The organism is Gilvimarinus gilvus (assembly GCF_030518155.1).
In the GTDB taxonomy this organism is placed as follows: Bacteria; Pseudomonadota; Gammaproteobacteria; order Pseudomonadales; family Cellvibrionaceae; genus Gilvimarinus; species Gilvimarinus gilvus.
The window spans coordinates 15,040-40,132 of sequence record NZ_JAULRU010000823.1; the positions used below are offsets into that span (position 1 = coordinate 15,040).

Sequence of the window (25,093 nt, forward strand, 5' to 3'; positions counted from 1 at the left end):
CCAATACTGTCGTTACTGCGCAGCACTTTGCTGCTTTATTTGTTGAATCAGTTGCTCCACTTGCGCATTGTTGGGCACTAATTCAGCCAGCTTATTCGCGTAGTGCAATGCCTGGCGGTAATCTCCACTCGCCTGATAACTGATGGTTAAACTGTAACTCACATCAGGGTTCATCGGGTCTAAGGTATAGGCGCGCTGCAATTGCTGCCGCGCATTTTTACCATCACCTAGATCTTGCAATAGCAACGCATAGGTGTAAACGAAACGCGGGTTAGGATCGACACCGCTAGCGGCTTGTTTGAGAAAACCCGTCGCCTTGGCCTTGTCGCCACTGCGCACATAACTCATGGCCATCGCGTATTGCACGGTGGCCGCCTCGGGCTGAATCGCAAGTGCTTGCGTCAAAATGGCCCGGGCCTCGTCTTCATCGCGGCGCTCGCGATATAGATCCGCTAAATTAACGTAGGCGGGAATAAATATTGGCTCAACCTCAATTGCCTTGCGATAAAGCTTTTCGGCATTGCGTGAGCGGCCAAATATCTGCTCCAGGTTACCGAGATTGGTGTGGGAAAAGCCCCGGTCTGCGGCATAAGCCTGCACTTCACGGTATTCCGCCAAAGCGGATTCAAGCCGTTTTTTATCTTCGGGCAGCAAACTGGTTTCAGGGGGCTGTACCAGCATTTGCGCCAGCGCTCGTGCCGCCTCAACCCGGACCGGTAGGCGCGGGTCATCCAGCAATGAGTTTAACATCCGCCACTGATCCGGCATTGGGTAGGGTGCGGCGGCGGTTATGGCCGCCTGGCGCTTGAGAGGGTCGTCGTCGCGCACCGCACGGGCAATCGCCACAATGGCGTTGCGCCCTGGTGTTTGTGCCATTCGCTGCAACGCAGAGGCGCGAATAATATCCGGGTACTGCGGGTTCTGGGCGATCTTAGTCAGCTCTTGTCCGGCATCAGCCGCACCGGCCGCAGCCTTGTGAAATGCCTGGGCGAAATGCTCACTGCCCATATACAGGCTGTCAGGGTGCCACTCGCGAATTGCCTGCTCAGCCCAAGCCGGTGCTTTGTCCTCGTGGCAGCCGTTACAGGCATTGGGCGCACCCACCGACTGGGTTAGGTCTGGTCGCGGTACTTTAAAAGCGTGATCACGCCGGTCGTCGACTTGCATATAAGTAGTCGCAGGCATGTGACAATCGACACAATAGGCACCCTGAGTATTTGCCTGGTGACCGTGGTGGGTTTTGGCATCGTACTGGCTCACCTCATGACATTGGGTGCACAACTGATTGCCCGGCAGCTTCAGTCCACCTGAGTGTGGATTATGGCAATTGGTGCAAGTCACCCCCGCCTGATGCATTTTGCTTTGTAAAAATGAGCCCCACACATAATCTTCATCCCATATCTGTCCATCTACGTGATACAAATCGGGAGTGATCAATGAGGGTTGATACGTGTGGTGGAAATCGTCTGGTTGCGATTGGTCACTAAACGGCGCTCGCCTGGCATGACAACTGGCACAAACGTCTACTTGCTTACTGGGCTTTAGCGCCGCAATGTTTTTCATCAAACCCTCGTCATCGGCGCGAAACAGAGGTGTTTGACTGCCAATATAGTTGGGGTAGCCTTTTTGCTCGATCGTCTTGTCGCCAGCGGCCCAGCGCAGATGCTCACTGCCATCGCCATGACAGGCGGCGCAGCTTACATTTATTTCGCTATAGGTGGATTGATATTTATTTTTTTCGACATCAAATCCTTTCCGGAACTCGGTGGAGTGGCAGTCCGCACACATTTGATTCCAGTTTTGCCCCATTTGTGACCAGTGAAATTCATCGTTTGGCCCCTGCTCCGGGTGTAAGACAAACCAACGCTGGCCACCTTCTGCTTTTGTTCGCGCATCCCAGGCAAAAGGGAACAACTGAAACTTACCCGGCTCTTGCTCGAACATGTATTGCTGCAACGGATGGTAGCCGAATGTGTGGGCGACCTTATACTCTGCCTGTTTACCATCCAGCCCCGGCATAGTAATAGAATATTGGCCATCGACCGTATTAAATGTGGCGCTGCCGCCCTCAAACGCAACGGATTGATTGGAAAAATCGCCGACATTGGTCGCGCTATTAGCCTGTGCCATGGCATGAAAATGGTGGGACGATTGCCAATCCGCCACCTGTTCGGCGTGACAACTCGCGCAGTTTTGCAATTCTTTAGCAGCAGCCGAAGCCTCTGCACCCAACAGCGCAATTACAAATACCATCCAAACGGACAAAAGACCTTCCACTTTTCCTTGCGCATTCATCTTACAACTCACTATCGCCCCACTGCTGAAAACCTAAGTCCCTTGGCTTCACGTCTACCATAAACCAAACCTGCAAATACTATACAGCTTTACCGTGCATGCCTATAACCTAAAACGCATCGCGATGTAATTTGTAGCGACCGCTCTCGTCACAGCGGTTTAGGTCTAGACAGAACGCAAAGTGATTAATGCGCCATTTATTTGTCTAAAACTTAGAAGTTAAATGACATTGTCATAAATATGACATTTAACCCGTGCAATTTATACTGACTCTATTATTATTAACAGTCGAGGAAAGGTTATTCCCGCACTCTAGACAAGGCTTTGCCACATATTAGCTTGCGGTCGCATTCCCTTCGATTTTGTCTCTAAAGGAGTTAGCTTGTGTTTACATTAAAACAATCCTGGAAGAAAGTGGTCGCCCTAACGGCATTGACCTTAGGTGCAACGACCACCGCACACGGCGCCGACAAGCCCAATATACTGGTCATATGGGGTGACGATATCGGTGTTCACAATGTCAGTGCCTACAACCACGGCATCATGGGTTACCAAACCCCGAACATTGACCGTATCGCCAACGAAGGCGCAATGTTTACCGATGCTTACGCGCAACAATCCTGCACCGCCGGGCGCGCCTCATTTATTCTGGGCCAACACCCGTTCCGTACCGGCCTGCTTACCATTGGTATGCCCGGCTCTGACCACGGTATTCCAGATTGGTCGCCAACCATTGGCGACATTCTTAAAGAGCAGGGTTACGTAACCGGCCAGTTTGGTAAGAACCACCTAGGTGACCAAGACAAGCACTTGCCTACCAATCACGGATTTGATGAATTTTTCGGTAACTTGTATCACCTGAACGCGGAAGAAGAGCCAGAGGGTTACTACTACCCGAAAGACCCTGAGTTCCGTAAAAAGTACGGCCCTCGCGGCGTTTTGCACGCAACCGCCGACGGTAAAATTGAAGATACCGGCCCGCTGACCAAAAAGCGCATGGAAACCGCAGACGATGAGTTTATGGCAGCCGCGCTGGACTTTATCGACCGCGCCGTTAAGCAAGACAAGCCGTTCTTTGTCTGGATGAACACCACCCGTATGCACGTGTGGACTCACCTCAAGCCAGAATCAGATGGCGTAACCGGCAAAGGTTTGTACCCAGACGGCATGGTTGAACACGATAAGTCTGTTGGCGTTCTGCTCGACAAGCTGGACGAGCTGAAAATTGCTGACAACACCATTGTCATGTACTCCACCGACAATGGCGCCGAGACCATCAGCTGGCCCGATGGCGGTACCACGCCGTTCCACGGGGAGAAAGGCACTACCTGGGAAGGCGGTCATCGCATTCCGTTGGTGGTTCGCTGGCCTGGTGTTATCAAGCCCAACACCAAGATCAACGACATCATTTCTCACGAAGACTGGATGCCCACCTTCGCAGCGGCGGCAGGCGAGCCAAACCTGGTTAGCAAACTGAAGAAAGGCTACCGCGCCAATGGCAAGAAGTGGAAAGTCCACCCTGACGGCTATAACTTTATGCCTTACTTTAAAGGTGAAGCTGAAGCGCCACGTAAAGAAATATTCTACTTTGGTGCCACGGGTGAGTTGAACGCCGTACGTTACATGGACTGGAAAGTTCACTTTGCCACGCTGAGCGGCGGTATTAACACAGCGGTTCGTGAAGTACCGGCTTGGCCACTGGTGATTAACCTGCGCCAAGATCCGTATCAAAAAGGTGCTCTGGAATCAGAAATGTATCTGAAATGGTACGCGGAAAACACCATGTGGATTTTCGTACCGATTCAGCAGCAAGTCAGCAAATTCCTGGCAACCATTCCTGATTATCCGTTCCAGCCAGGTGCCAGCCTGAGCATGAGTGATATCAGCTACAAAACTTTCGCACAGAAAGATGCCATGCAGCGTCTAAAAGATCTAGAGGCCATGACCCCTCGTAACTAGTGGTTTAACACTAGGGGTTAATGTTAGCCCTACACTTAAAATGCCCTGGAACTACGCCGGGGCATTTTTTTGTCTGACATTCACAGAGACAATTTACTATGACAGAGTTCGAGATTTCCTACTTAACCGGCGAAGAGCTGAACCGCATGTGGGACATTATGCAATTTTGGGTCAGTATTACCTTTGGCCTGATCGCTATGTCACATATTGCCCGCCGCCATTTAAACGTTTTACTTGTGGGTGCTGTGAGCGTTTTATATTTACTGTTTTCCGTGTTTATCTTTCGGGTGACCTACTTCAACTTACAGGTACTGAAAGGCCACCTATTAGATCTCCATGACTTCGGGGCAAATAATTTAAGTGCTGGCCAACGACACTTTATTGAATATTTCCCATCGAGCTTAGAAATTGGCTTAGGCGTTATGTTTGCCTTTGTCGGGCTGCTTATTTGCGTACTGCTGTTTCTCTGGCACAACACCATAGAGCAAAACAAAGCGTTTAAAAGGAAAAGCACAAAAGACTTGCACAAAGCGAATAATTCAATCGCTGGCAATTGCAAGGTTACAACATAAAAAAACGGCGCCCGAAGGCGCCGTTTAACAGCAATCACTTATGATTAATTTTGATCCATCATTAGCGCGGAAACAGCAAAACGAAATTCATTCTAAAACCAAAACCTTCAGGGCCATTGTCAGGGCTGTCAAGCCAGTAGCGAACACCGCCACCGTACTGAATCATTTGCCCGCCTATTTTACCGATTTTATTAACCATGAAGTTAACGGGTACGGTGGCCTGGTCGGCCTCCCAGTCGTAGGTAGTCTCGCTGTTTACGGTGTAGCTAACACCAGTGCTGGTGCTATAACTTAAAAACGGCTGGAGAAAGGTCGCGCTGATATCGGCCCGGTCATCGTCACCGGCAACGCTTTCAATATGGTTGGTTAGCGCACCATAGGTCCAATGGCCGGTTTGCTTCAAGGCTACCGCGGTGGGCCCCAGCCCCCATTTTTTGGCCGATAGCATATCGTCAGAGCCCGTGGGCAATAACATCACCGGCCCCGCTCCGAGTATCCAGCCGCTATCGGTGGGCGCTTTGGGTGAGAAAAATACACTCTGTACTACATCGCCAATTCCCGACTGACTACCCGCGCCGGCAAAAATGTCCTGCTGGTCGGTGATTGGTAAAATGGTACGGGAGATAACATTCCAATTTTCGTTGAGGTCAATCGGAATGACAGGCTGCACATTCAAGGTAACGCGATCACCGGTATCATCCGGGCCAATATCAGTATCGTAGTTGAGCTGAAACGGTACACTGATGAGCGCCGCCACGGGATTACTGAGCTTTTTCGCAAGCTCAGCAGCTGTTGGCTCTTGTGCCAGGGATTGCTGACCGCTGCATGCGATAACTAGCCCAGCGAAAAGTGGCACATTTTTCATGGATTGCATGGTAAAGAACTCTCCCTATTTCATCTAAAGGTCACTATCAAAGATGGGTAACATTAAAAATATTCGGTTTAAGTGGTACCTATTCATTTAAAAAGGCCATGAATAATTGCTTCAATACCGACACCCGCGATACAGCACCTCACCCGCAACCTGTACCAACGCATCACCACCCTTGCTCCAGAAGACAAATTGACCATCAGTGTATTTTTCACCAGAGGCCGCCTCTACTCTTTTGAGACGATACGCCGTGTGGCTTTGGCGGTCGGAGAGCCACACTTCGTCATCGTCTAACTGGATGCGCATATCATCCGCGCGATACTCGCCAGTGAAAACCATAAACTGTTCGCCACCCTTACAGCTGTATGTACGCTTTTCATGGCTGGATGCTTTGTTATCAAAACAGTAGGGTTTTTGATACGCGGCGCAGGCTTTGCGGGTGCAAACGCCAACGTCGGCGCCTTCGGCCCGTCGGCACTGATTACAACCGTCAAAGTAAACGGTGCAGCTAGCGTCCAATATTGACTTCCAACTATTGGCGTCATAGGTTATGCCGCCGGGAGGTTGAGAATTAGGCAGGGGCGAAGAGCACGCCGCCAGCAAACCAATTGCGCAGCAGCCGATAATGAAGCGAAAGGACAGAAGGACTTTCATTAGAAACATTACCGTATTCCTTCACATAATTCGTTCCGCGGATTTAAAATCACCGTACCGCGTAAAAATACTGACCTACACTATACTGCCACTTGCCAATGCATACTATCGGACAGCGCCTCTCAATCTCCAATATTTACATTTCCTTGGCATAGGCCAATACATTTGGCGCATTTTTTCATTAAAAAGCTATAATCGTAGTGTGCCGGGGGAGCCAACCGTTTGTGATAGACATGTTAACTAACACATTTATGCGACAATTTTTGTGCGTGTTACTGCTGTTTTTCAGCGCTTTTGCCATGGCCAACCAGCATGGAAAGAGCAATACGTTAGAACAACTTGACGCCCAGGTATTACTAAAGGCTCCAGCCCTGAGTATTGATCAGGCTGTCAGCGACACTCGCTGGCAAAGCTACCAAAAACGCGATAGTAACCAGGGTATTGGCAACCAACTGTACTGGCTTCGCTTTGCAGTGGCAAACAACTCTGATGCGCCTAACTTTTACATACTTAGCACTGAGACTACCTATATAGACAATATAATTGTCTATCAGCGCACTGATGCCAATAAACCTTTCACGGTGACAGCACTTTCTGACAGAGAACCTTTCGCCCAGCGCCCTTTATTTTATCGTACACTTGCCACGCCACTGCAAATCCCGGCAATCTCCAGCTCTGAGATCTACATTCAGGCTTTTAACAGTAACCTGATTCAGTGACACTCGGGTTTACTCTGGATACGCCTCCGGCCTTTGGCGCTCGCCAACAACGCGAACATTTAGGCTTCGGCGTTTTCTATGGTGCCCTCAGCATAATGATTATAATGTCTTTGATCTTCGCGATTGCACTTAAACAACGCAATGCCGCTTACTACGCTGTATTTTTATTAAGCACCATCTTGTTCTGGTTAAAGTTAAACGGTATTGGTTTTCAGTATCTCTGGCCCGATGCTGTTTGGTGGCATAACGAAGGCTTTCATATCGTTTATTTGCTATTTGTGGGGTGCGCACTACAGTTTAGTAAATCTTTCCTGCAACTAGACTCTCTGGCGCCAAGACTTAATCGTGTCTTTGCCACCTTGCAGCTGCTAGCCCTTGCAGGCATAGTTGCGCGCTTGCTCGGGTTGTATGAGCCAGTGCTTATGCTGTCGTTTGCACTTCTTGTCGTACTGACGTTTGTTATACCATTCGCCAGCTATAAGGTCTGGCGCGATGGCCTGGATTACGCATTCTGGAGCTTGCTGGCCTGGCTACTTTATGCCGTAGGCCTATTGCTGAGTATTATAAGTGCTTCAACATCGCTCTTTAGCTGGGGAATGACGCCTCTATTTTACGCTCAGGTCGCAAGCCTACTGGAAACGCTTTTTTTGATGATTGGGTTGTCGAAATGGCTCATACAATTAGAGCTCGAGCGTCAAAAGGCAATCTCTCAGGCTAATGAAGACGCGCTAACAGGGCTTGGCAACCGCCGCCGCTTACAGCTTGCCTTTACGCAACTCAAAGACGCTATGGTGATTGATCACCGCCCAGCTTTTGTTTTAATGATTGACCTCGATTACTTTAAGCAGATCAACGACACTTTTGGCCACGATGCGGGTGACAAAGTGTTAACCGAAGTGGGCTCCTTGCTATTGCGCATTTGCCGCGAAAGTGATGTAGTCACTCGCTATGGAGGTGAAGAATTCGCAATTTTATTGCGCGCGCAGGACGTCGACACTGTTGTACAGGTAGCGGAACGAATCCGGGTCGAATTTGCGTCATCACCCACCAAGCACCATGACCATATGATCGAACACACCTTGTGTTGCGGTATTGCAGAGATAATGAACATCGACCAGCAGCCCTCGGTACAAGAAATGATGAAGCACGCTGACGAAGCCCTCTATCAGGCCAAGGCGGCGGGAAGAAACCAAAGCCATGTCTATGCGCATAAACAGCCCCATCATATAGTCTAAAAGACCAAGTGATATTAAGCGTTGCTTAGCGCAGCCAAGGTCTTATACTGTGCGTTAGGTATAATAAAAATCAGACAAATCAACCAGCTAAGACCCTCTATGGAAGCCTACATTTTCAATTTCCACGACGTCATAGTGTTTATGACGATCATTGAGTGCATCATGCTCGCGCTTTTCCAATGGGCGCTGCCTACCGATCGAAAAGTAGCCAGTCGGGCACTGATTGCGTTTTTATTGACCACCAGCTTACACAGTTTTTGTGTACTGCTACTGTGGAATGATTTAGTTCATACCACCGACTTTTTTGATTTGAATGTCGTGCCCTATCTATTGACGCTGGCAGCGTTTGTGAAAGGGCCGGCGCTGTATTTTTATGTTATTTCACTCACCGAGCAAGCATTCAAGCTGCAGCGCAAGCACTTAATTCACCTAGTGCCGCTGGCAGTAAGCTGGCTGTTATTGCTGGTTATGTTTATTGACAGCGATGCGTTGCGCTGGCGTGCCGATGGGCAATCTGAATTCTCGGTGGCTGTGGTTAATTTTATTTGGCACAGCACTAAGGTCATTCCCTTTTTATATGGTGTCGCGTCTGTGTATTTTGCACGTCGCTACTATCTGTCCCTGAAAGATCAGTACTCGTCCTTCTCAAGTGGTGAACCCGGATGGCTTATTGTGCTCACCGGTGGCTTTTTACTGCAGTGGACCTTTTCCTTGTGCGTTCATGTCGGCGCTCAGTTCAGCACCGTGAGCTTATCGAACTACCTGGGCATTTCTGAGAACTATGTCATTTTCGTATTGATCAATGGTTTGTTTGCCTACAGCGCAGCCTACGCACACCGGGTACTCACGACGAAGCCGGTTACCAGCAAAGAAACCTCTCAAGAACTACCCGATAAGATCGCTATCGACAAAGTGCAAAACGGCATGGAAGTAGAGAAGCTGTTTCTGGAGCACAGCCTTAACATTGAAGAATTCTCCAACCGAATCGATCTTCCGGTGCGGGATGTCTCCGGTGTGATAAACAAACACTTCGGCACTAACTTTTTTGAGTTTATGAACTCCTACCGGGTTGAAGAAGCCAAGCGCCTTCTGCTCGCCCCTGAGTACAAAGACCTAACAATTTTGGACATTCTGCTGCAAGCGGGTTTTAACAGTAAATCCGCCTTCCACCGATTCTTTAAGCGCTTGGTGGGCATGTCACCGTCTGAATACCGCAAGCAGAAAGGAGCGGAAGGTGGTGTAACAAATGGGACTTAGGAGCGTCAAACGTCTGATGTCAGACGTCTGACGCTTTGGAGAACTAGCGCACCTCCTTCAGACCTCAGACCTCAAGCTTCACGGCGCCAGATACCGAATATTATCCAACTGCAAATGAACGTTGGCTTGTGACTCCCAGGTAGGCGATATCACAATTGGGGTATTGACGCGAGACAGGTCAAGACCGCCGCTGGTTAAATCGTTCACCGGCAATTCAACCGTTTGCCATGAGCCCGCGCCCACCATACCTACGTCAATATCACCTGAACTACACGGGTGCACACAGTCCGCCCGCACTGAAATATTTGATGCCGAGCCGTAGTCCAGAACATGGATATCAAAGGAGAGAGTACCGCCGGAAAAAGCCGTCATGTCCTTGGTGCCGGTTGATTGAATAAAGGCTATGCCGCTGGCGCCGGAGTCGCCAAATTGCAAATCAATCACTTGACCGCGCACAACGTCTTCAGCGTCGACAATAGCGGCTGACACGTGACCTGCACCCGTTTCATAAATACCGATACCAAAATCCCAGTTCACGTCAATAGTATCGTCAAAAACCGCATGCGGAGCTTCCAAGGTATCTGACTGCCCCATTAGAACGGCCTGAGGGGCGCAATCACCTAAACATTCCAGTGCGATGTTATTGAGCTTTAATTTAGCCGTGCCTGTTGCTACTTCCAAAACGAAAGGATTGATGACATTTTCCAGATTAACCTGACCGGGTTCAATATTATTTGCTTGCAATTCATTGAAGCGTACCGCCATACGAACCCACTCACCAACGGGCGGATCAATTTCAGTAAAGCTGACATTAGGCCAACCACTGTCAACTTTAATCAAAAGGGTGGCATCGCTGGATTTTTCTTCTAGGTAAATATCAAACGCCAGCTGACCGGTTTGCGCAAACTCAGTGAGATTAACACCGGTATCCACGCCCTCTGCACCTGCGGTATTACTAATACCCAGAAAAATATTGGCAAGCCCAAAAAACTCGGCACTCCAAACGGTAGCGTTGTCATCGCTTTGGGCAGGATCGACAATAAGGTTGCCGGAAGCGGCTTCATAGTAGCCCGGTGTCAATGTGGCAGGTTCATCGCCTGCGGGAGACTCCATAGCCACACTGGCGGCACCATCTTTAAACAATTCATAACCTTGAGCACTAGGCGCCGAAAACCCATCGAGCGGCTCTACACTTTCATCCAACTGATCACTACAGCCTTTACCGGTCGTCGTATCCAGCGCGCATTCGTAAACACGCACATGATCAATCAGCAGCGTTTGCGGAAAGCTGGTACTGTCATCCGGTGCCCCGGGCCAATTCCCACCAACCGCGAGGTTCATGATTAAATGAAAAGCCTGATCAAAGGGTGCCGAGCCTTCACCCAACTGAAAACCTTGCCCTGCCGGGCCTTCATAGTAGGTGTACCAACCGTCAGACGTTTGTGTTGCGAAATGCGTATCGTCCACAAACCAGTGAATTTCGCCTTCGCTCCACTCAACAGCGTAGGTATGAAACTCCTCCCACACATTCGCAGGTGGTACAAATGAGGTGCCAGAGAAACGATTGCCTGGCCAGACCGCCCCATAGTGCAGCGTGCCATGCACTTCGTTGGCGCCAGCGGCATTTGTGTTGACCGCCTCCAGAACATCGATTTCACCACTGCGCGGCCAACCGCCATAAATATTTTCGGTAGGCAGCATCCAAAAAGCGGGCCAAATACCCTGTCCTTGTGGAAGCTTTGCCCGTATTTCCATGCGACCATATTTAAAGTCGCCTTTGTTTTTACTGCGCAGGCGGGCAGACGTGTAGTCGCGTTGAACTGAAGTATCGTTTGGGTCATAACTGGGGTCATCATCCCAGCGGCCCGGGCCACTGAAACTTTCCTGGCGGGCGACAATATTGAGGTGACCGTCTGCAACAAAAGCATTCTCGGGGCGCGGGGTATAACACTGTAATTCATTGTTGCCGCCACCAGTGCAATTGACTTCAAAGCTCCACTTACCGTTATCGATAGTATCGCCGTCAAATTCATCACTCCAGATGAGATTCCAGTTTTCATTGAGCGCTACAGAGCTGGACGAACTCGAGCTAGAAGAGCTGCTGGAACTGCTTACACTGCTTGAACTGTCGGAATCTGAAGAGGAACCACCACCGCAACCGTAGAGTCCCGTCAGTGCCAGAGCCAATAAAGATAAAGTGAATTTATTCATGGCTTGTTGTCTCGTTATTGTTTTGATGTGTTTGCAACGGCTGTCGCAGAGGTAGTGAACTTAGTACCTGAATACTGTGCCTGCCCTTGCCTGAAGAAATTATAATGGGGCCATATTATGTTATGTAAAAAGCCCCTCCCTTACGGGAGGGGAATACTATAAGGAGAGTCAGAAATACTCGCATATTCGTTAGACTCTAACCGCAGGCAACCTGACATGCCTGCGGCCGTGAACGTAATCCGGTAAACCGGTTGCCCATACATCCACAGTGCCAGTGTGCCTTCACCCACTCTCGCAATCGTCCCATTTTTACAACATCATCAAAGATGGGAATTCCCCCCAAACCCAGATAATTACTGGCCTGCAGGACATATCGCATTATCCGGGCCAGGCGCCAACCCGTCCCATTAAAAGTGGGATAGAAAAACCTCTCCATATAACACACATAAAAAATCGGCGCCCGAAAGCGCCGTTTTATACTCGTAGGTGACTGCTAAATTACAGCGACTCGATAAACCTCAGCAAGTTATCACGAGCATTATTCGACAAACCGTCGTAAGCCTGCTTCGAGGCCAGCGCCTCACCGCCGTGCCAACGAATGGCTTCATCAATGGTTCGAGCGCGACCGTCATGCAGGAAATTGGCATCGGGTGTGCAGTACTCGTAACCATCCAGGCCAAAGGCATCCCAGCCTCGACCACCTTCAACACCACCGGTGACGCACGCCGATAATCCAACACCCCAGAGCGGCGCTGTTCGCCATTCGCTGCCGGTCGCCTCACCTTCGCCAAGGTTGTCGGCAAGGCCGGGCCCCATGTCATGCAAAAGCATGTCGGTATAGGGGCGAATGGTTTGATCGCGAAGCTCCGCCAGCGGATGGTACTCGCTGGTTTGATGGCTAGGCGTATGACAATCCGCACATCCGATTTGGCCAAACGTTTGTTCACCATTCAATACCGCAGGGTCATTGTATGCGCGCTGTGGGCGAACCCCCAACAACGACACATACTTAATGAGGTTATTCAGGTGCTCATCGGCCAGTTCACTGCCAGCCGGGCCACAATTACTTTGCGCCGAACCGCAGTCAGGACTGGGCAGCAAATTGGTCATCACTCCCATATCGGTATTAAAGGCCGCAGCCACTTGATGCTCGACACTGACGGTTGCCGCCTTGTAACCAAAACGTCCCAGGCGTGTTTGTCCTGTAGCGGGATCACTAATACGGTTGGCCCTCCCTGAAATTCCGTCGCCATTGGCATCGTTGGGATCTTCCTTTGCCAAGATATCAGACTCGGGAATTGCCTCCAGCAAACCAATACCATTTAGGTTAGGCGCCAAACGAGCCGAGAAAGTATCTGGGGCGCCATTGCTGAAAGTGTAGTTGGGTGAGCGCAATCCACCGGACTCGGTCCAGGATTGAATGGCCACATTACCTTCACTGCCTATACCTTGTGGTTGGAGAACACGACCACGGGCAGGTTCAGGATTACCGTCGGCATCGCCGATTTTAAATACCCACCGATCCAGCGGCTCCCCAATTTCAGCGACCGAGGCGCGACCATTACGCACGTGACAATCCGAGCAACGCTCGTTGATATAGTGCGGGCCGGATTTACCCATGGCCGCGTTATTAACGCCGTTTTCCGGGTTCTCATCGTGGGTGCCGTCAACGAACGACGAGTGATGAACGCGACGTCCTAACACAAAAGGCTGGCCATTTTCATAGCCCAGGTTGTTCGCCATTTGTTGAAAGTGACCATCGGGCTCAGCGGTCATCTGCACATGCAAGGTCGTATCTCCACCCATGCGCGCTTTTTCCGGCACGGGGATAGAGTCTCGCTGCAGATAATTACCGCCGACAAATTCCACTTTATCGGTGACATCCCAAGGCACTAAACCTTCACCCACAATGTACAGGTATGTCGTGCCATAGTAGTTAGCACGGCCACGTGGAACACCGACATCAAGGAATTGACTAATTTCGAACTCAAGCTTATCGCCTACCTGAATTGGGCGGCCTTCACGGCAGTTCCAGCTTTCCTCTTTCCAGTAGTTGACATTGTCGTTAGTGTCCATAACACCATTGCCACAGTACTGGGCCAAAGTGTTCAGACCTTCGTACCACCAGCGATTTTCCGCTTCGGTGTCCGAGAGTTTGAACTCGCTACGCACATTCATACGAATGGAATCACCGCCCTTAGCGACGTAATCGACAATCTCAATCGCCGCTGTACGGTCTTCCCAGTAGAAGGTCAGATAATGATCGTAGGCCTGGAAGTGATTTTCCTTGGCGTGCCTATCGCGCGCGCGGTCAGAGAAGCGTGTCACTAATGCATCGCCACGGTCATAGACAATTACCGGCTCCAATGGTGTGTTTTGATCAAACAGTGGAACCACCTGAGCACCGGGTGGTGTCGTTAGCGGGCAACCATTGCCATCAACACTGGTGCCAGCCGGCGTGCCTGGGCACTGATCCTGAGCGTTAACCACACCATCACCATCGCTATCGGTCGGCGTTGGGTCTGGATCGGGACCGGGATCGGGATTGGAGCCGTTGCCGACAGTGTAACTCGCCCAAGGTGAGTCGACCGCACCAGCCAGATTGGCATTCCAGTAAGTGAAGCTGTAATCAATCACATCGCCCGAGCTAAAACCGTTAGCACTATAGGTATTGCGGCCACTGGCTTGCATCATGGCGACATTGATCTGACCACCGCCATTGACGGTGTAGTGCAAGTCAGCCCAGTCTGCTGTATTGAGATAAAACTCCAGGCTGCCAGCGCCAGGTTCGCCAATACCGTAACTGCCATCGTTGCTGTTCACCTCACAACCGTTGCCATCAACCGACGCACCTGCTGGGGTCGCGGGGCACTGATCAAGGTTATCGGTTACGCCATCGCCATCACTGTCACCAAATATCTGACAGCCGTTGGCATCGACATTGGCACCTGCGGGCGTACTGGGGCACGCATCGGCGCCATCAGCCACACCGTCGTTATCCGTATCTAACACCACAGCACAACCATTGCCATCCACCTGAGTACCAGCCGGTGTGTTGGGGCACTGATCCTGACCGTCGTTAACGCCATCATTATCACTGTCAGCGGGCGCAGTGCCAGGCGTCAGGGCCAACCAATTAATATTGAAGGGCACGCTGTCGGCGGTTAAGCGGATCGTAGTCACACCATTGCCTACGGTTACCGAGCCTAAATCGCGGGTAACCCAACTCTGCCAACCACCGGTATCACCAACAGCAGTAGAACCGGTACTGGCACCATCTGCGGTGACAGTGATGCGGCCACCACCACCTTGCGCAGCAACGCGTGCAGTGACGTTGTAAGTACCGGCAGCCAGCTCGGCGCTGTACTCAAGCCACTCACCCGTTGCGGTCCAGCCCACATTAAAACCACCGCCACTGTCGGCTGCCGCTTCGATATCGACATTATCATTGCGATAGGCACCACCTTCATTGCCGGGGGTCGTATCGGAATAGTTAATGTAGTCTTCCGCTTGTAACTGCACACCCGCACTGGCGCAGCCTGCTGCATTCACAGCAGAACCGGCTGCGGTCGCAGGACACTGATCCTGACTGTCGCCGACACCATCGCCGTCGGTATCTATGACTATCTTCTCAAGGCTGATCCAGTTTAAGTTAAAACCGGCAGCATCAATATTGATACGAACATTGGCATCGCCCGCGACAGTATCCACGGTGCCCAACACAATGCTTTGCCATGTTTGCCAACCGCCGGTGCTGTTGACTGCGGTGCTCGGTGTATAAGCGCCATTAATACCGACGCTCAGTGCGCCGCCATCATTGAGAGCCGCTACTCGGGCGGTTACCTGATAAGTGCCTGCGGCAAGATTGGAGCTGTACTCCAGCCACTCACCGGTGCCAGTCCAGCCCACATTGTAACCGCCGTCGGTGTCGCTGGTCGCTTCAATATCAACGTCATCGGTGCGATAGGCGCCGCCATTATTACCGGCATCGCCATCGATATAATTAACGTAATCTTCCGCCTGGACTCTTACACTCTCGGTACTGCAACCCAACGCATTAACGGTCACCCCCGCTTGGGTATTAGGACAGGCATCGTCGCCATCGAGTACGCCGTCACCGTCGGTGTCGGTGGGCACGACAAGCGCACAACCACTACTGTCTACCGAAGTACCCGCAGGCGTCGAAGGGCATGCGTCATTTTGATTGGGAACACCATCACCATCGTCGTCGGCCGCATTGCCTCCGCCCGTCCAAACAATGTCGTCGATCGCCAATGAAAAGTTAGCGCCCGGCAGATTATCGCCATTTAAAATGACAAATGGGTAGGCCAGTGACTGTATAGCGACCAGTGAACCACGCAAGTCCGCCACCGGAATGGTTACAGTTCCCCATTCACCATTACGCACCAAGCCGTACTTGTTTTCACCTGCTGGAAAATCAATGTAGTTTTCATTGGTATAGGTATCGGTCATACCCACTTTAAAGGAAACATTGGCTGGCACCTTGATTCGAAAGCTCACAGTGCCTTCGGCAAAGTTATCCATATTCAGTGGTTGGCGTGCCTGGATGCCACCGCCAAACCACTGCCCAGGGGCGGTATAGTCCCAACTAATAACGTTGTCGCCTTCATACGCAGGCTCGCTGCCACCAACAAGCGACCCAGTACTCCAGATATACACATCAGAGCTGCTGCCCGCTTCTAATTTATTGTTGGTAAAGGTGTCATCGGTAAACACACCAAAGGTACCCACCTCGGGCTGCGATGTTTGACCTAATATGACTTCCCCTAAGCCGTCGTACTCGTACACGCGCACATAGTCGATGTACATTTTGGCGGGAATCGGTGCGGTCACCTGATTGTTTTGCAAAGCGTCGGTAAAGTTACCCCCCACCGCCAGATTCATTAACAAATAGAAGGGCGCGCGAAATTCGTCGGACTCTTCCGTAATGCCAATAGGGGCGTCGTACATATCGTACTCAACGCCATTGTCGATAGCGGTAAATCGCAGTGATTCATCCGTCCAGTACAAACGATAGGTAATAAACCGGTCATTCATCGGCGATTGCGAGACATAAGCGTTATCCGTTTCCCAGGCAGACATAGCCGCACAGGTTGGATTGCCTTCTACACAGGCATCGTCAGAGTAAAAAATAGCGTTGCCGCCAACAAAACTGTTGGGCGTGGCGCCGGCATGGAATTTGTCGATCTCTTCCTGGCGATGGCCCATTTCCATCATGTCGATCTCACCCTTAGCAGGCCAGCTGGCAGTGCTGGTACCCAACAACCAAAAGGCTGGCCACAGGCCGGTTTCAAGGTTCGGCACGCGAATACGAGTTTCGATCATGCCATACTGAATGGCCACGGCATTTTGACTGTCCAGCTTACCGGAGGTAAAAGCGCTGCCGTCTACATTTTCCGAGCGGGCTTCAAACACCAGCGCCGAGTTACCGGGCTCGCCAGGCACAGATTCAATAGAGACATTGTCGGCCTGGTAGTACTCCAATTCCTGATTGCCCCAGCCACACAAGTTTGGGCCGAGCTGACAGCCATTGCCTTCAACAACGTTCCAGTGATTGGTATTGAGGTTATTAAAATTATCCTCCCACAATAACTGGCCCACCTGCTGGGCCTGTGAGGAAGCCGCACTAAGTGCTGCGGCAAGTGCCGCGGCCCCAACCAATAGTGGTCGGGGTGTTTTGCGCCGGTTGCGCTTGTTCATAGCTCTACTCCAGGGTTGATTATTGTTAGGTTCCCTTGGTGCTTATTAGCCTGTGCGATTGTAGATGGCAGTCCATTTAAGTCCGTTGCACAAACTTGAGGCGGCGATGCTTTGGCCCGGCGATTCATTTTAGGGAGCCAACTCATCACACGCACCCGCCTTGAGCATGTCAAACTAGTCAACAACACAGGTAATTTCGTCACTCTTTGACCAGAATCGCAATCTGTGACGAAAATAAAACTGGGAGGCCTGCAGCCCTTTATTTACAGGGGGTTCGGAGCCAAGATTTTTCAACCTTAATATCCCGACATTAACTTCCCACTTTTTCTTTTCGGCAAAAAAGGTGGGAAGATAGGAGTTTGAGGAGTACGGCGACGGCCAAAAGGGGGGTTCTGGCTTATGAGCCATGCTGGGGCAAGTGGGCCCGCCGAAACTCAGTCGGTGAGCATCCAACCAAGCGGTTAAAGAAACGGTGAAAAGATGATTTGTTATTGAAGCCTGAGGCCAATAATATGTCGAGAATGGTCATTCTGGCACAATTTGGATCCGTCAAAAGCGTCTTGGCGTGCTCCACCCGATGATGATTAATAAACTCGAAAAAGCGCGTACCAAGATCTCGGTTAATCACCTGCGAAACAACTCGCGGTGGCATACCCACCTTGTCGGCGAACTGGTCTATATTAATGCTTGGCTGTAGATGCAACTGATAGTGATCTATACCTTTTTGAATAGCCTTAATGACATCATCTGCAGCGGGTATTGTCTGCGCAACAGCGGTATCGGCAGGCTCAGCTAAACTGAGATTCCAAGCATACGCAAGGTTATAAAAAACCAAACCATTCATCAGTAAAAACCGTATTAAATTGTGCAATGTTCCGGTCGCATCCGCCACCTCGCCGCCAACGGTATCCGCCACCAGAACAACCAAGAACGACCAGGTCCAACTCACCAAAAAACAAATGCTGAGTACTGCCAGCCATGTAACCTCCGATACAGGCACACTCGACATACGCTGTTTTACCTGAACCATATAGCGGTTAATTACATACAGAGCCACAAGCGCATAAATGACTGACACCACACTTGAGATGTACCAAATTGCACTGGCGATCGAGTTAGCTAGTGTGTTATCTGATCGGGACTGTAAATCATAGGAGGTAACCCCCAAAACACCCACCGCGGTCAACGCAATCACAAATGGCATAGCATGGGCCATCAATTCTAATCGGCTAAAACGCCGGGAAAATAGCAAAGATGTCACATAAAAAAGGAATAACGGTCCTCGCACAAAGTGAGTAAAGGTAAACAAATAAGCCAGAAACTCCTGCTTAACCCAATGCGCCGCCGGAAACTCAGGGTTCCACATGACTAAATTGGCAAACATATCCAACGCGACCGCAACGAGAAAAAGCACTAGCCATAAATTTCCAGCACCAGCTTTAGTAGGCACTGTAATTCGGTAGGCAGCCAAAATAACCACTTCAAATATAGTTATGACTAAAAATATATCGTGAACATTAAATATTCTTGCGTCCATGGGACCGGCTCTTATTTTTTAGATTCATTATTATTAACAGGCACGACCCTTGCCATTTCTTCTAACAGTTATTACACATAAATATAAAGACAATAACCTATGCTTCCGTGAACTGTGTAAGCGATTAATTTTAAATGGGTTGATGGCCATTTACCAGATACCGTGCAGTAAGCGAAAATTGTTTTTCATCATATTTTTAGTCGCCGTTAGCCATTAAGACGACACTTAACAGAAAGTACACAGCCATCCATTATGTGCTCTGGACGCTATCGGCATTGGCCGCTATAGTGCTCCAATACGTACAAAATTGAGCCTATGTATGAATCAACACTTAAAGCACATCGTAGTACTTGGCGGCGGCAGTGCTGGCTGGTTAACGGCCAGCATTATCGCTGCAGAACACTGTTGCAACAGCCCCAATGGGGTAAAAATTACGCTAATAGAGTCGCCCGATGTCGCTACCGTTGGTGTCGGTGAAGGCACCTGGCCAACCATGCGTCAAACACTCAGCAGAATCGGCATCTCAGAAAAAATATTCTTCCGTGAGTGCGACGCATCGTTCAAACAGGGCTCACAATTTCGCGGCTGGGTTAACGGCTCTGACACAGATGCCTACTATCATCCGTTCGTCCTACCAGAGGGTTATTTTGAAGCTAACCTGCATAACTATTGGCGCCGCCAATTTCGAGGTGCTTCCTATGCAGATACTTTTACTTCCCAGACACACCTGTGTAAAAAAGGCTTGGCCCCAAAGCAAATGGCGACCCCTGATTACGCCGCTGTTGTAAATTACGGCTACCACTTAAACGTAGGTAAATTCGGCCAACTACTACAACGTCACGCGACTTCGAAGCTTGGCGTTAACCATATCCTGGATCATGTTACCGGGGTTAACAGCGCCGATAACGGCGACATACACTCCCTCAGCACTCACAACCACGGCGAACTTAAAGCTGATTTGTTTATTGATTGTAGCGGCAGTGCTTCGTTACTTTTGGGCAAGCACTACAACATAGGCTGGCGCGATTGTCGACCCTATTTGTTCAACGATCGAGCCGTTGCCACCCAAGTTCCCTATAGCGATCCGGAAGCACCGATCGCATCCACCACTATTTCCACAGCTCAAAATGAAGGCTGGATATGGGATATTGCACTTCCAACGCGACGCGGCGTAGGTTTCGTTTACGCCAGCGAATTCACTTCGGATGACCAGGCCGAACAAAATCTTCGCGAGCACATTGAACGCGATACATCTGAAAATATTTTTTCGTCTCTAAACATCAAAGCAATTAAATTCGACCCAGGTCACCGCCACCAGTTCTGGCACCGCAACTGCATTGGAGTCGGAATGTCTGCGGGATTCATTGAGCCACTTGAAGCATCTGCACTCGTTATGGTCGAACTAGCCGCCGAAATGATCCGGGATGACCTACCTACCAATCGCGAAATGATGGATTACACGGCCCGCAGGTTTAACGAAAAATTTCTCTATCGATGGGACCGGGTAATCGAGTTCCTAAAGCTGCACTATGTGTTATCGCAACGTAAAGGTGAATACTGGAACGCCCATCGCAATCCAGAATCAATTCCTGAATCGCTATCAGAAAAACTTATGCTTTGGAAGCATCGCCCACCATCGGAGCTAGACTTCGACCGCAAAGGGGAAGTTTTTCCCTCGGCCAGTTACCAATACGTTTTGTACGGCATGGGTTTTAACACAGAGCCAAGAAGTACTTACAAAGTTTCCGATAATGATGCAACAATTGAAAAATTCATTGCAATGAATAGGCAAAAGCTAACAAAGTACATTAATGCTTTACCGAGCAACCGGGCAATGATCAAACATTTACTACGTTAAACCTCAATATAAACTTCACTTCAACACTGAAGACATTTTGTTCGAACCTCTAAAGCTTCACCAAACTCTTAGCCGCGCCCTAAGAGAAGTCAACAAATATATTGGCAGTGAGCCGCCCCTTCAGAACACTGTGAGATACATCTCTAGCGGGATTTATAAGGCCTGAGTGTAATAAGTTTCCAGGATATACCAGCAATCGATTCATTTGATAATCTATAGAATCAATCATATCGAATTGATCACAGGAGCCTTGCACATACGCAGGGGCAGGGGGACTTTTTTCAATTTCTCGGCGCACGCTCTCGGTAAGCAAGCTTTTATTCTCCACAGTGACTCTTTCAATCGAGCTCGAACGATGCCGAAAGAATCCTGTACCACCAAAATCGCCATCACCCAGATAGTGCATTACCGCAAAATAGCTAGACTTATCCGTATCAAAGTGCGGCAGTCTTTGCAACAACGAAAGGTCTTCTTCTGCATTGGTAACCAGAGAAAACAACTGATGAAAGCAGCGCCCATAATTGTCACTAGGCAAGCCATATACTGACTTAATCAATGACTCCAGAGCGTTATAGATAGCGCCGCCATAAGCAGAAGGGAGAACGGCGCGCTGCCCCGGATACCCTCCCGTAGCCTTAGAAAAATGCGCATATCCATTCGCTATTTGACGCAGCGCATCTATTTGATCGCTAAAGTCGTCAATTACAATAACTGGGGTTTTACCGTTTCCCACTAGCCTGACTTTTGGATCTAGTTTTCCTCTTATATTGATCATTTCATCACAATTTCGGAAAATACTCTTTACCTGGACTCATAGATATCCGTCATTTTACAGTAATGATCGATAAACTGTTGATGAGAGGGTAACTTTGCAACCATTTGCGCCATAGATTGACGGATACTCGCCAGAAACTCGCCCAGCTCCTGATCGCTCATGACATCGGCAAACCCATGGTATGACTTGGGTATTACGCCTTGGCCCATCATCACCTGAATCCAGGACTCTTCACCAAAAAGCTCGTTATTTACTTTGAACACTTTGGCTGAATCAGAAAATAGATCAATTTTTTGTTGAAGTGTTTCCGGAATGGACATATTTTTGCAATATCGCCAGAACTCAGAATCGACTCTATCAGTCACTTTATAATGCAAGATAACAAAATCCCGAATTCGCTCTACGTCAATTTTGGTTTGTCGATTAAATTCGTCGACATCACTGAGATTAACCCCAGAGGACGGCAATAGCTGCATAAAGCGAACCAGCGATTTTTGAATAAGATGGATGCTGGTTGACTCTAGAGGCTCCAGAAATCCACTGGACAGCCCCAGCGCCAAACAGTTTTTGTGCCAGTGCTTGCGCCGGGTACCGGTGCGAAACTGGATAGGTTTGGGCTGACTAATAATGTCGCCCTCCAGGTTGGCCATCAGAACTTCTGCAGCTTTCTCATCACTCCAAAATCGACTTGAATACACGAGCCCATTACCCACCCGAGTTTGCAGGGGTATTCTCCACTGCCAACCAGCATCGTGGGCTATGGATCTGGTGTAAGGCAAGGGCGTCGCTACAGTTTTAGTTTGCACAGCCAGAGCCCGGTCGCAAGGTAGCCAATGTGACCAATCCTCGAATCCGGCATGCAGCGATTGCTCAATGAGCAGCGCACGAAAACCTGTACAGTCAATAAAGAAGTCGCCCTCTATAGTCTCTCCGGATTGCAGCAACAGTGAATGAATATCTCCTGTCGATTTATCAATATTGACCTTTTCTATCTTCCCCTCATGGCGTTTAGCGCCAAGCTTTTCGCTAAGAGAACGCAAATACTTAGCGTACCGTCCCGCGTCCATATGGTAAGCGTAATTCATTCTCCCATTTGGCAACACCGCAAACTTCCCTTCATACGCAGCTAAAAGCTCAGCGCAATAATCAGCGTAGGGGTAATCGATCCCGCGAGCCTTTCCTGCCAACCAGAAATGAACGAAGCTACAGGCCCAACAATCCTTGCCGGCATAACCAAAAGAGTGAATGTATTTATGGCCCTTTTCTCGCCAATTTTCAAAGCTTATACCAAGTTTAAAGGTGCCATTCACTGTCGCCATAAACTCCCGCTCGTCAATATCGAGAATATTATGAAATGTTGTTAGCGGTGGGATTGTTGCCTCACCCACACCCACCGTCGGAATAGCATCAGACTCCACCAAGGTGACTTGAAGGTTCTTTCCCATGGTTTTAGCCATCATTGCGGCCGCCATCCAACCTGCGGTACCACCTCCGGCAATGACGATTTTTTTGATGGGCTTCACGGGTAACACCTCGCTTAACAAGTCAATTGGGTAATGTACATCTTAATCTACGAATTTAGTTTTTTAGAAAAGTTGATCCAAGCCAGCCTGGCAGCTTGTTCATTTTCCGGATCTAACATGCCTTTCAGGTTTTCCGGAATGGCATCCGTAGCAATATTTTGTTCTGCGAAAACGTAGTGATCAAACAAAGCCTTCCAAGACGACCTATCACGATCATTCAATCCCCGAAGCGCCAAAATTGCATGCTCCAACGCGAGATCAGGAATTCCCATATGGTCCGGAGTTTCTTTCCACCAGTAATTGACCAGCATGTTAACCCTGCCTTCGCTTTTCACCCTATGCCACCAAAGCGGCGGAATATATATTGCATCGCCCGGGCTTAGCACTACAGTCTGCGCGTGATCAAGTGCTTTTCTGAATCTGGGATATCTATCAAAATCGGGAGCAGAAAAGTCAACCATACTAATTGCTCGGCCAGACGGAGTTTTGTCTACCGGACCTATATAGAGATTTTCGACTTGCTCGGGAGGAAACAAAGTAAACGTTCGCTTACCTGATACGCAACAAGCAATATTGAGCGGACTATCATAATGAGCCGCAATATCTGTCGCATTGCCAATCCAAAAATTGGCCAACGGCTTTTCAGAAGAAAACTCGACGTCATTTTCGTTGCGAAACCCCGGCAACCACCGATCAATGCGAGTTGAACCAATATAACGGGGGACATCTTCTTGCATCAAAAGAGTCAATACTTCCTGAAAACTTCCACCAAGGCGATCAAAGGTAAAACCACTAAAATCGTTCAGATACCCAATCCGACCTCCAGTTACTCCAGGTTTCACCTGGTAAAAAGTGACCGAAAGATCGGCGACATAGCGACTTAGATATTGCATTAACGCACGATCAGATTGGCACGCCTGCTCAACTACAGGCCAATGATCGACAAAACCTTTTAGTACAACCGGCTTTGCCAGCTGCGAAAGGGTTTGAGGTGCTTTTCCCTTTTCAGGAAAACTTAGAACTTCTACCTCTTGCATAAAAAATTCGCTAGCTGTCGGCAGCGGTGTTTAGAGCGACTTTACGCTCCATTAAACTGCGCACTTTCGCAATGGAAGCTATTGCCATATAGATGGGCTCGAGATAGTGACGCCGATGCAGGTCGGCGAGCTTGTCAGCGGTCAGCTCACGCAGTTTTTTTTCATCTATTGTATAGAAACCGAGTAATTGACCTTTAGTGCCATCATCAAGGGTGATATCCATTGACACTTGCTCCAACAATTCGAATTCTTCTAATGCCTTTAGAAAAACCTCGTTATCTTGATACCAGACATGAATGGTTTCCAACATTCCTGAAACCCGGTCAAGAAATGGCGTGGCGGCACCATGCTCCTCAAACAGACGTTGCCCGTGTTCCCTATTCACCTTGGGGTGCTCTATGTCTACATTGATCAAACGGCGGTCTTCAGCACCTAGGTCATCTTTAGCCACTCCGATCGAGAATGGAATACGCTGAATCATAAGCGGTACATAACCTGCATTCCACTGTCCATTCTCCATAAATAGATTCTCCCCTTGCTCAAACCCGAGCAATGCAACTGACATAAACTTTCCGGTCTGACTGTCTTTCTGGAAGAGTATTGGGTAGTGAGCTTGCGCATTGCGAAATTCGGCGGCAAAGGTTTGCGCCCACATAACGCCGTCCCCCAACTCTGGGGAATATTCGGTATTAATTCGTAAATCTTTGTGCTCTTCACTGTTGAGCATTACAGTTTTCGTCACATTGCCACCCATATTTCATTATTATTGATTGTTCACTTTAACTAAATTCTTGCGCATAAAAAAGCCGCCTTATCTTGGCGGCTTTCCCTGCTGCCAATACCGGCGGGAAGACCCACCGGCATTGCAA

The 25,093-nt window shown here is 49.4% G+C and carries 16 protein-coding genes; 6 read left to right on the forward strand and 10 right to left on the reverse strand.

The annotated features are described in order from the left end of the window. Positions 1–12: 12 nt before the first annotated feature. Positions 13–2,307 carry a tetratricopeptide repeat protein gene (locus QWI17_RS21730; RefSeq protein ID WP_302724633.1) on the reverse strand — a complete coding sequence of 765 codons (2,295 nt, stop codon included), beginning with the start codon at positions 2,305–2,307 and terminating at the stop codon, positions 13–15. A gap of 372 nt (positions 2,308–2,679) precedes the next feature. On the opposite strand from QWI17_RS21730, the gene QWI17_RS21735 reads away from it, so the two are divergent. Continuing rightward, entirely contained in the window at positions 2,680–4,254 is a 1,575-nt protein-coding gene (locus QWI17_RS21735; RefSeq protein ID WP_302724634.1) for a sulfatase-like hydrolase/transferase, read from the forward strand. A 98-nt stretch (positions 4,255–4,352) separates the two neighbouring features. After that, positions 4,353–4,826 carry a hypothetical protein gene (locus tag QWI17_RS21740; RefSeq protein WP_302724635.1) on the forward strand — a complete coding sequence of 158 codons (474 nt, stop codon included), beginning with the start codon at positions 4,353–4,355 and terminating at the stop codon, positions 4,824–4,826. 61 nt (positions 4,827–4,887) lie between these two features. Here the strand turns inward: QWI17_RS21740 and QWI17_RS21745 are convergent, their stop codons facing one another. Next, on the reverse strand, positions 4,888–5,700 hold the full coding sequence (locus QWI17_RS21745; protein WP_302724636.1) for a transporter: 813 nt from the start codon (positions 5,698–5,700) through the stop codon (positions 4,888–4,890). A 111-nt stretch (positions 5,701–5,811) separates the two neighbouring features. Then, complete coding sequence (locus QWI17_RS21750; protein WP_302724637.1) at positions 5,812–6,360, reverse strand: MliC family protein; 549 nt, start codon at positions 6,358–6,360, stop codon at positions 5,812–5,814. Between the two features lie 224 nt (positions 6,361–6,584). Here QWI17_RS21750 and QWI17_RS21755 point away from each other — a divergent pair, with 224 nt between their 5' ends. From QWI17_RS21755 to QWI17_RS21765, 3 genes are all read left to right on the forward strand, one after another. Next, positions 6,585–7,070, forward strand: a complete 486-nt coding sequence (locus QWI17_RS21755) for a 7TMR-DISMED2 domain-containing protein (protein WP_302724638.1) — start codon at positions 6,585–6,587, stop codon at positions 7,068–7,070. After that, the gene (locus QWI17_RS21760; protein WP_302724639.1) at positions 7,067–8,305 is read left to right on the forward strand and encodes a sensor domain-containing diguanylate cyclase; all 1,239 of its coding nucleotides are present in this window, start codon (positions 7,067–7,069) and stop codon (positions 8,303–8,305) included. The genes QWI17_RS21755 and QWI17_RS21760 overlap by 4 nt, the downstream gene beginning before the upstream one ends. A 99-nt stretch (positions 8,306–8,404) precedes the next feature. Next, positions 8,405–9,562, forward strand: coding sequence for a helix-turn-helix domain-containing protein (locus tag QWI17_RS21765; RefSeq protein ID WP_302724640.1), 1,158 nt, complete (start codon positions 8,405–8,407; stop codon positions 9,560–9,562). A gap of 78 nt (positions 9,563–9,640) precedes the next feature. On the opposite strand, the gene QWI17_RS21770 is transcribed toward QWI17_RS21765, so the two are convergent. The 3 genes from QWI17_RS21770 to QWI17_RS21780 all read right to left on the reverse strand — a co-directional run bounded on the left by QWI17_RS21770 (position 9,641) and on the right by QWI17_RS21780 (position 19,031). After that, a complete protein-coding gene (locus QWI17_RS21770) occupies positions 9,641–11,773 on the reverse strand; it encodes a glycoside hydrolase family 16 protein (RefSeq protein ID WP_302724641.1) in 2,133 nt (710 codons plus the stop codon). A gap of 498 nt (positions 11,774–12,271) precedes the next feature. Beyond that, positions 12,272–17,494: a di-heme oxidoredictase family protein gene (locus QWI17_RS21775; RefSeq protein WP_302724642.1), complete on the reverse strand. Its 5,223-nt coding sequence runs from the start codon at positions 17,492–17,494 to the stop codon at positions 12,272–12,274. 397 nt (positions 17,495–17,891) lie between these two features. Next, positions 17,892–19,031: a helix-turn-helix domain-containing protein gene (locus QWI17_RS21780; protein ID WP_302724643.1), complete on the reverse strand. Its 1,140-nt coding sequence runs from the start codon at positions 19,029–19,031 to the stop codon at positions 17,892–17,894. Positions 19,032–19,350: 319 nt separating this feature from the next. Between QWI17_RS21780 and QWI17_RS21785 the strand changes: the two genes are divergently transcribed. Beyond that, complete coding sequence (locus QWI17_RS21785) at positions 19,351–20,889, forward strand: tryptophan halogenase family protein (protein WP_302724644.1); 1,539 nt, start codon at positions 19,351–19,353, stop codon at positions 20,887–20,889. A 79-nt stretch (positions 20,890–20,968) separates the two neighbouring features. Here the strand turns inward: QWI17_RS21785 and QWI17_RS21790 are convergent, their stop codons facing one another. The 4 genes from QWI17_RS21790 to QWI17_RS21805 are packed head-to-tail and all read right to left on the reverse strand — an operon-like array spanning position 20,969 to position 24,966. Beyond that, positions 20,969–21,664 carry a DUF6445 family protein gene (locus tag QWI17_RS21790; RefSeq protein WP_302724645.1) on the reverse strand — a complete coding sequence of 232 codons (696 nt, stop codon included), beginning with the start codon at positions 21,662–21,664 and terminating at the stop codon, positions 20,969–20,971. A gap of 26 nt (positions 21,665–21,690) precedes the next feature. Next, positions 21,691–23,187: a tryptophan halogenase family protein gene (locus tag QWI17_RS21795; RefSeq protein WP_302724646.1), complete on the reverse strand. Its 1,497-nt coding sequence runs from the start codon at positions 23,185–23,187 to the stop codon at positions 21,691–21,693. Positions 23,188–23,234: 47 nt separating this feature from the next. Further along, positions 23,235–24,224, reverse strand: a complete 990-nt coding sequence (locus QWI17_RS21800; protein WP_302724647.1) for a cupin-like domain-containing protein — start codon at positions 24,222–24,224, stop codon at positions 23,235–23,237. 10 nt (positions 24,225–24,234) lie between these two features. Beyond that, positions 24,235–24,966 (reverse strand): SapC family protein, encoded by a 732-nt coding sequence (locus tag QWI17_RS21805; RefSeq protein WP_302724648.1) that lies wholly within the window; start codon positions 24,964–24,966, stop codon positions 24,235–24,237. Between the last annotated feature and the right edge of the window lie 127 nt (positions 24,967–25,093).

Bases quoted from the DNA above. Each gene is read 5' to 3' on its own strand.
- QWI17_RS21740 (WP_302724635.1), top strand. From the start codon at position 4,353: ATGACAGAGTTCGAGATTTCCTACTTAACCGGCGAAGAGCTGAACCGC.
- QWI17_RS21745 (WP_302724636.1), bottom strand. From the start codon at position 5,700: ATGCAATCCATGAAAAATGTGCCACTTTTCGCTGGGCTAGTTATCGCA.
- QWI17_RS21750 (WP_302724637.1), bottom strand. From the start codon at position 6,360: ATGTTTCTAATGAAAGTCCTTCTGTCCTTTCGCTTCATTATCGGCTGC.
- QWI17_RS21755 (WP_302724638.1), top strand. From the start codon at position 6,585: ATGTTAACTAACACATTTATGCGACAATTTTTGTGCGTGTTACTGCTG.
- QWI17_RS21765 (WP_302724640.1), top strand. From the start codon at position 8,405: ATGGAAGCCTACATTTTCAATTTCCACGACGTCATAGTGTTTATGACG.
- QWI17_RS21770 (WP_302724641.1), bottom strand. From the start codon at position 11,773: ATGAATAAATTCACTTTATCTTTATTGGCTCTGGCACTGACGGGACTC.
- QWI17_RS21775 (WP_302724642.1), bottom strand. From the start codon at position 17,494: ATGAACAAGCGCAACCGGCGCAAAACACCCCGACCACTATTGGTTGGG.
- QWI17_RS21780 (WP_302724643.1), bottom strand. From the start codon at position 19,031: ATGGACGCAAGAATATTTAATGTTCACGATATATTTTTAGTCATAACT.
- QWI17_RS21785 (WP_302724644.1), top strand. From the start codon at position 19,351: ATGAATCAACACTTAAAGCACATCGTAGTACTTGGCGGCGGCAGTGCT.
- QWI17_RS21790 (WP_302724645.1), bottom strand. From the start codon at position 21,664: ATGATCAATATAAGAGGAAAACTAGATCCAAAAGTCAGGCTAGTGGGA.
- QWI17_RS21800 (WP_302724647.1), bottom strand. From the start codon at position 24,224: ATGCAAGAGGTAGAAGTTCTAAGTTTTCCTGAAAAGGGAAAAGCACCT.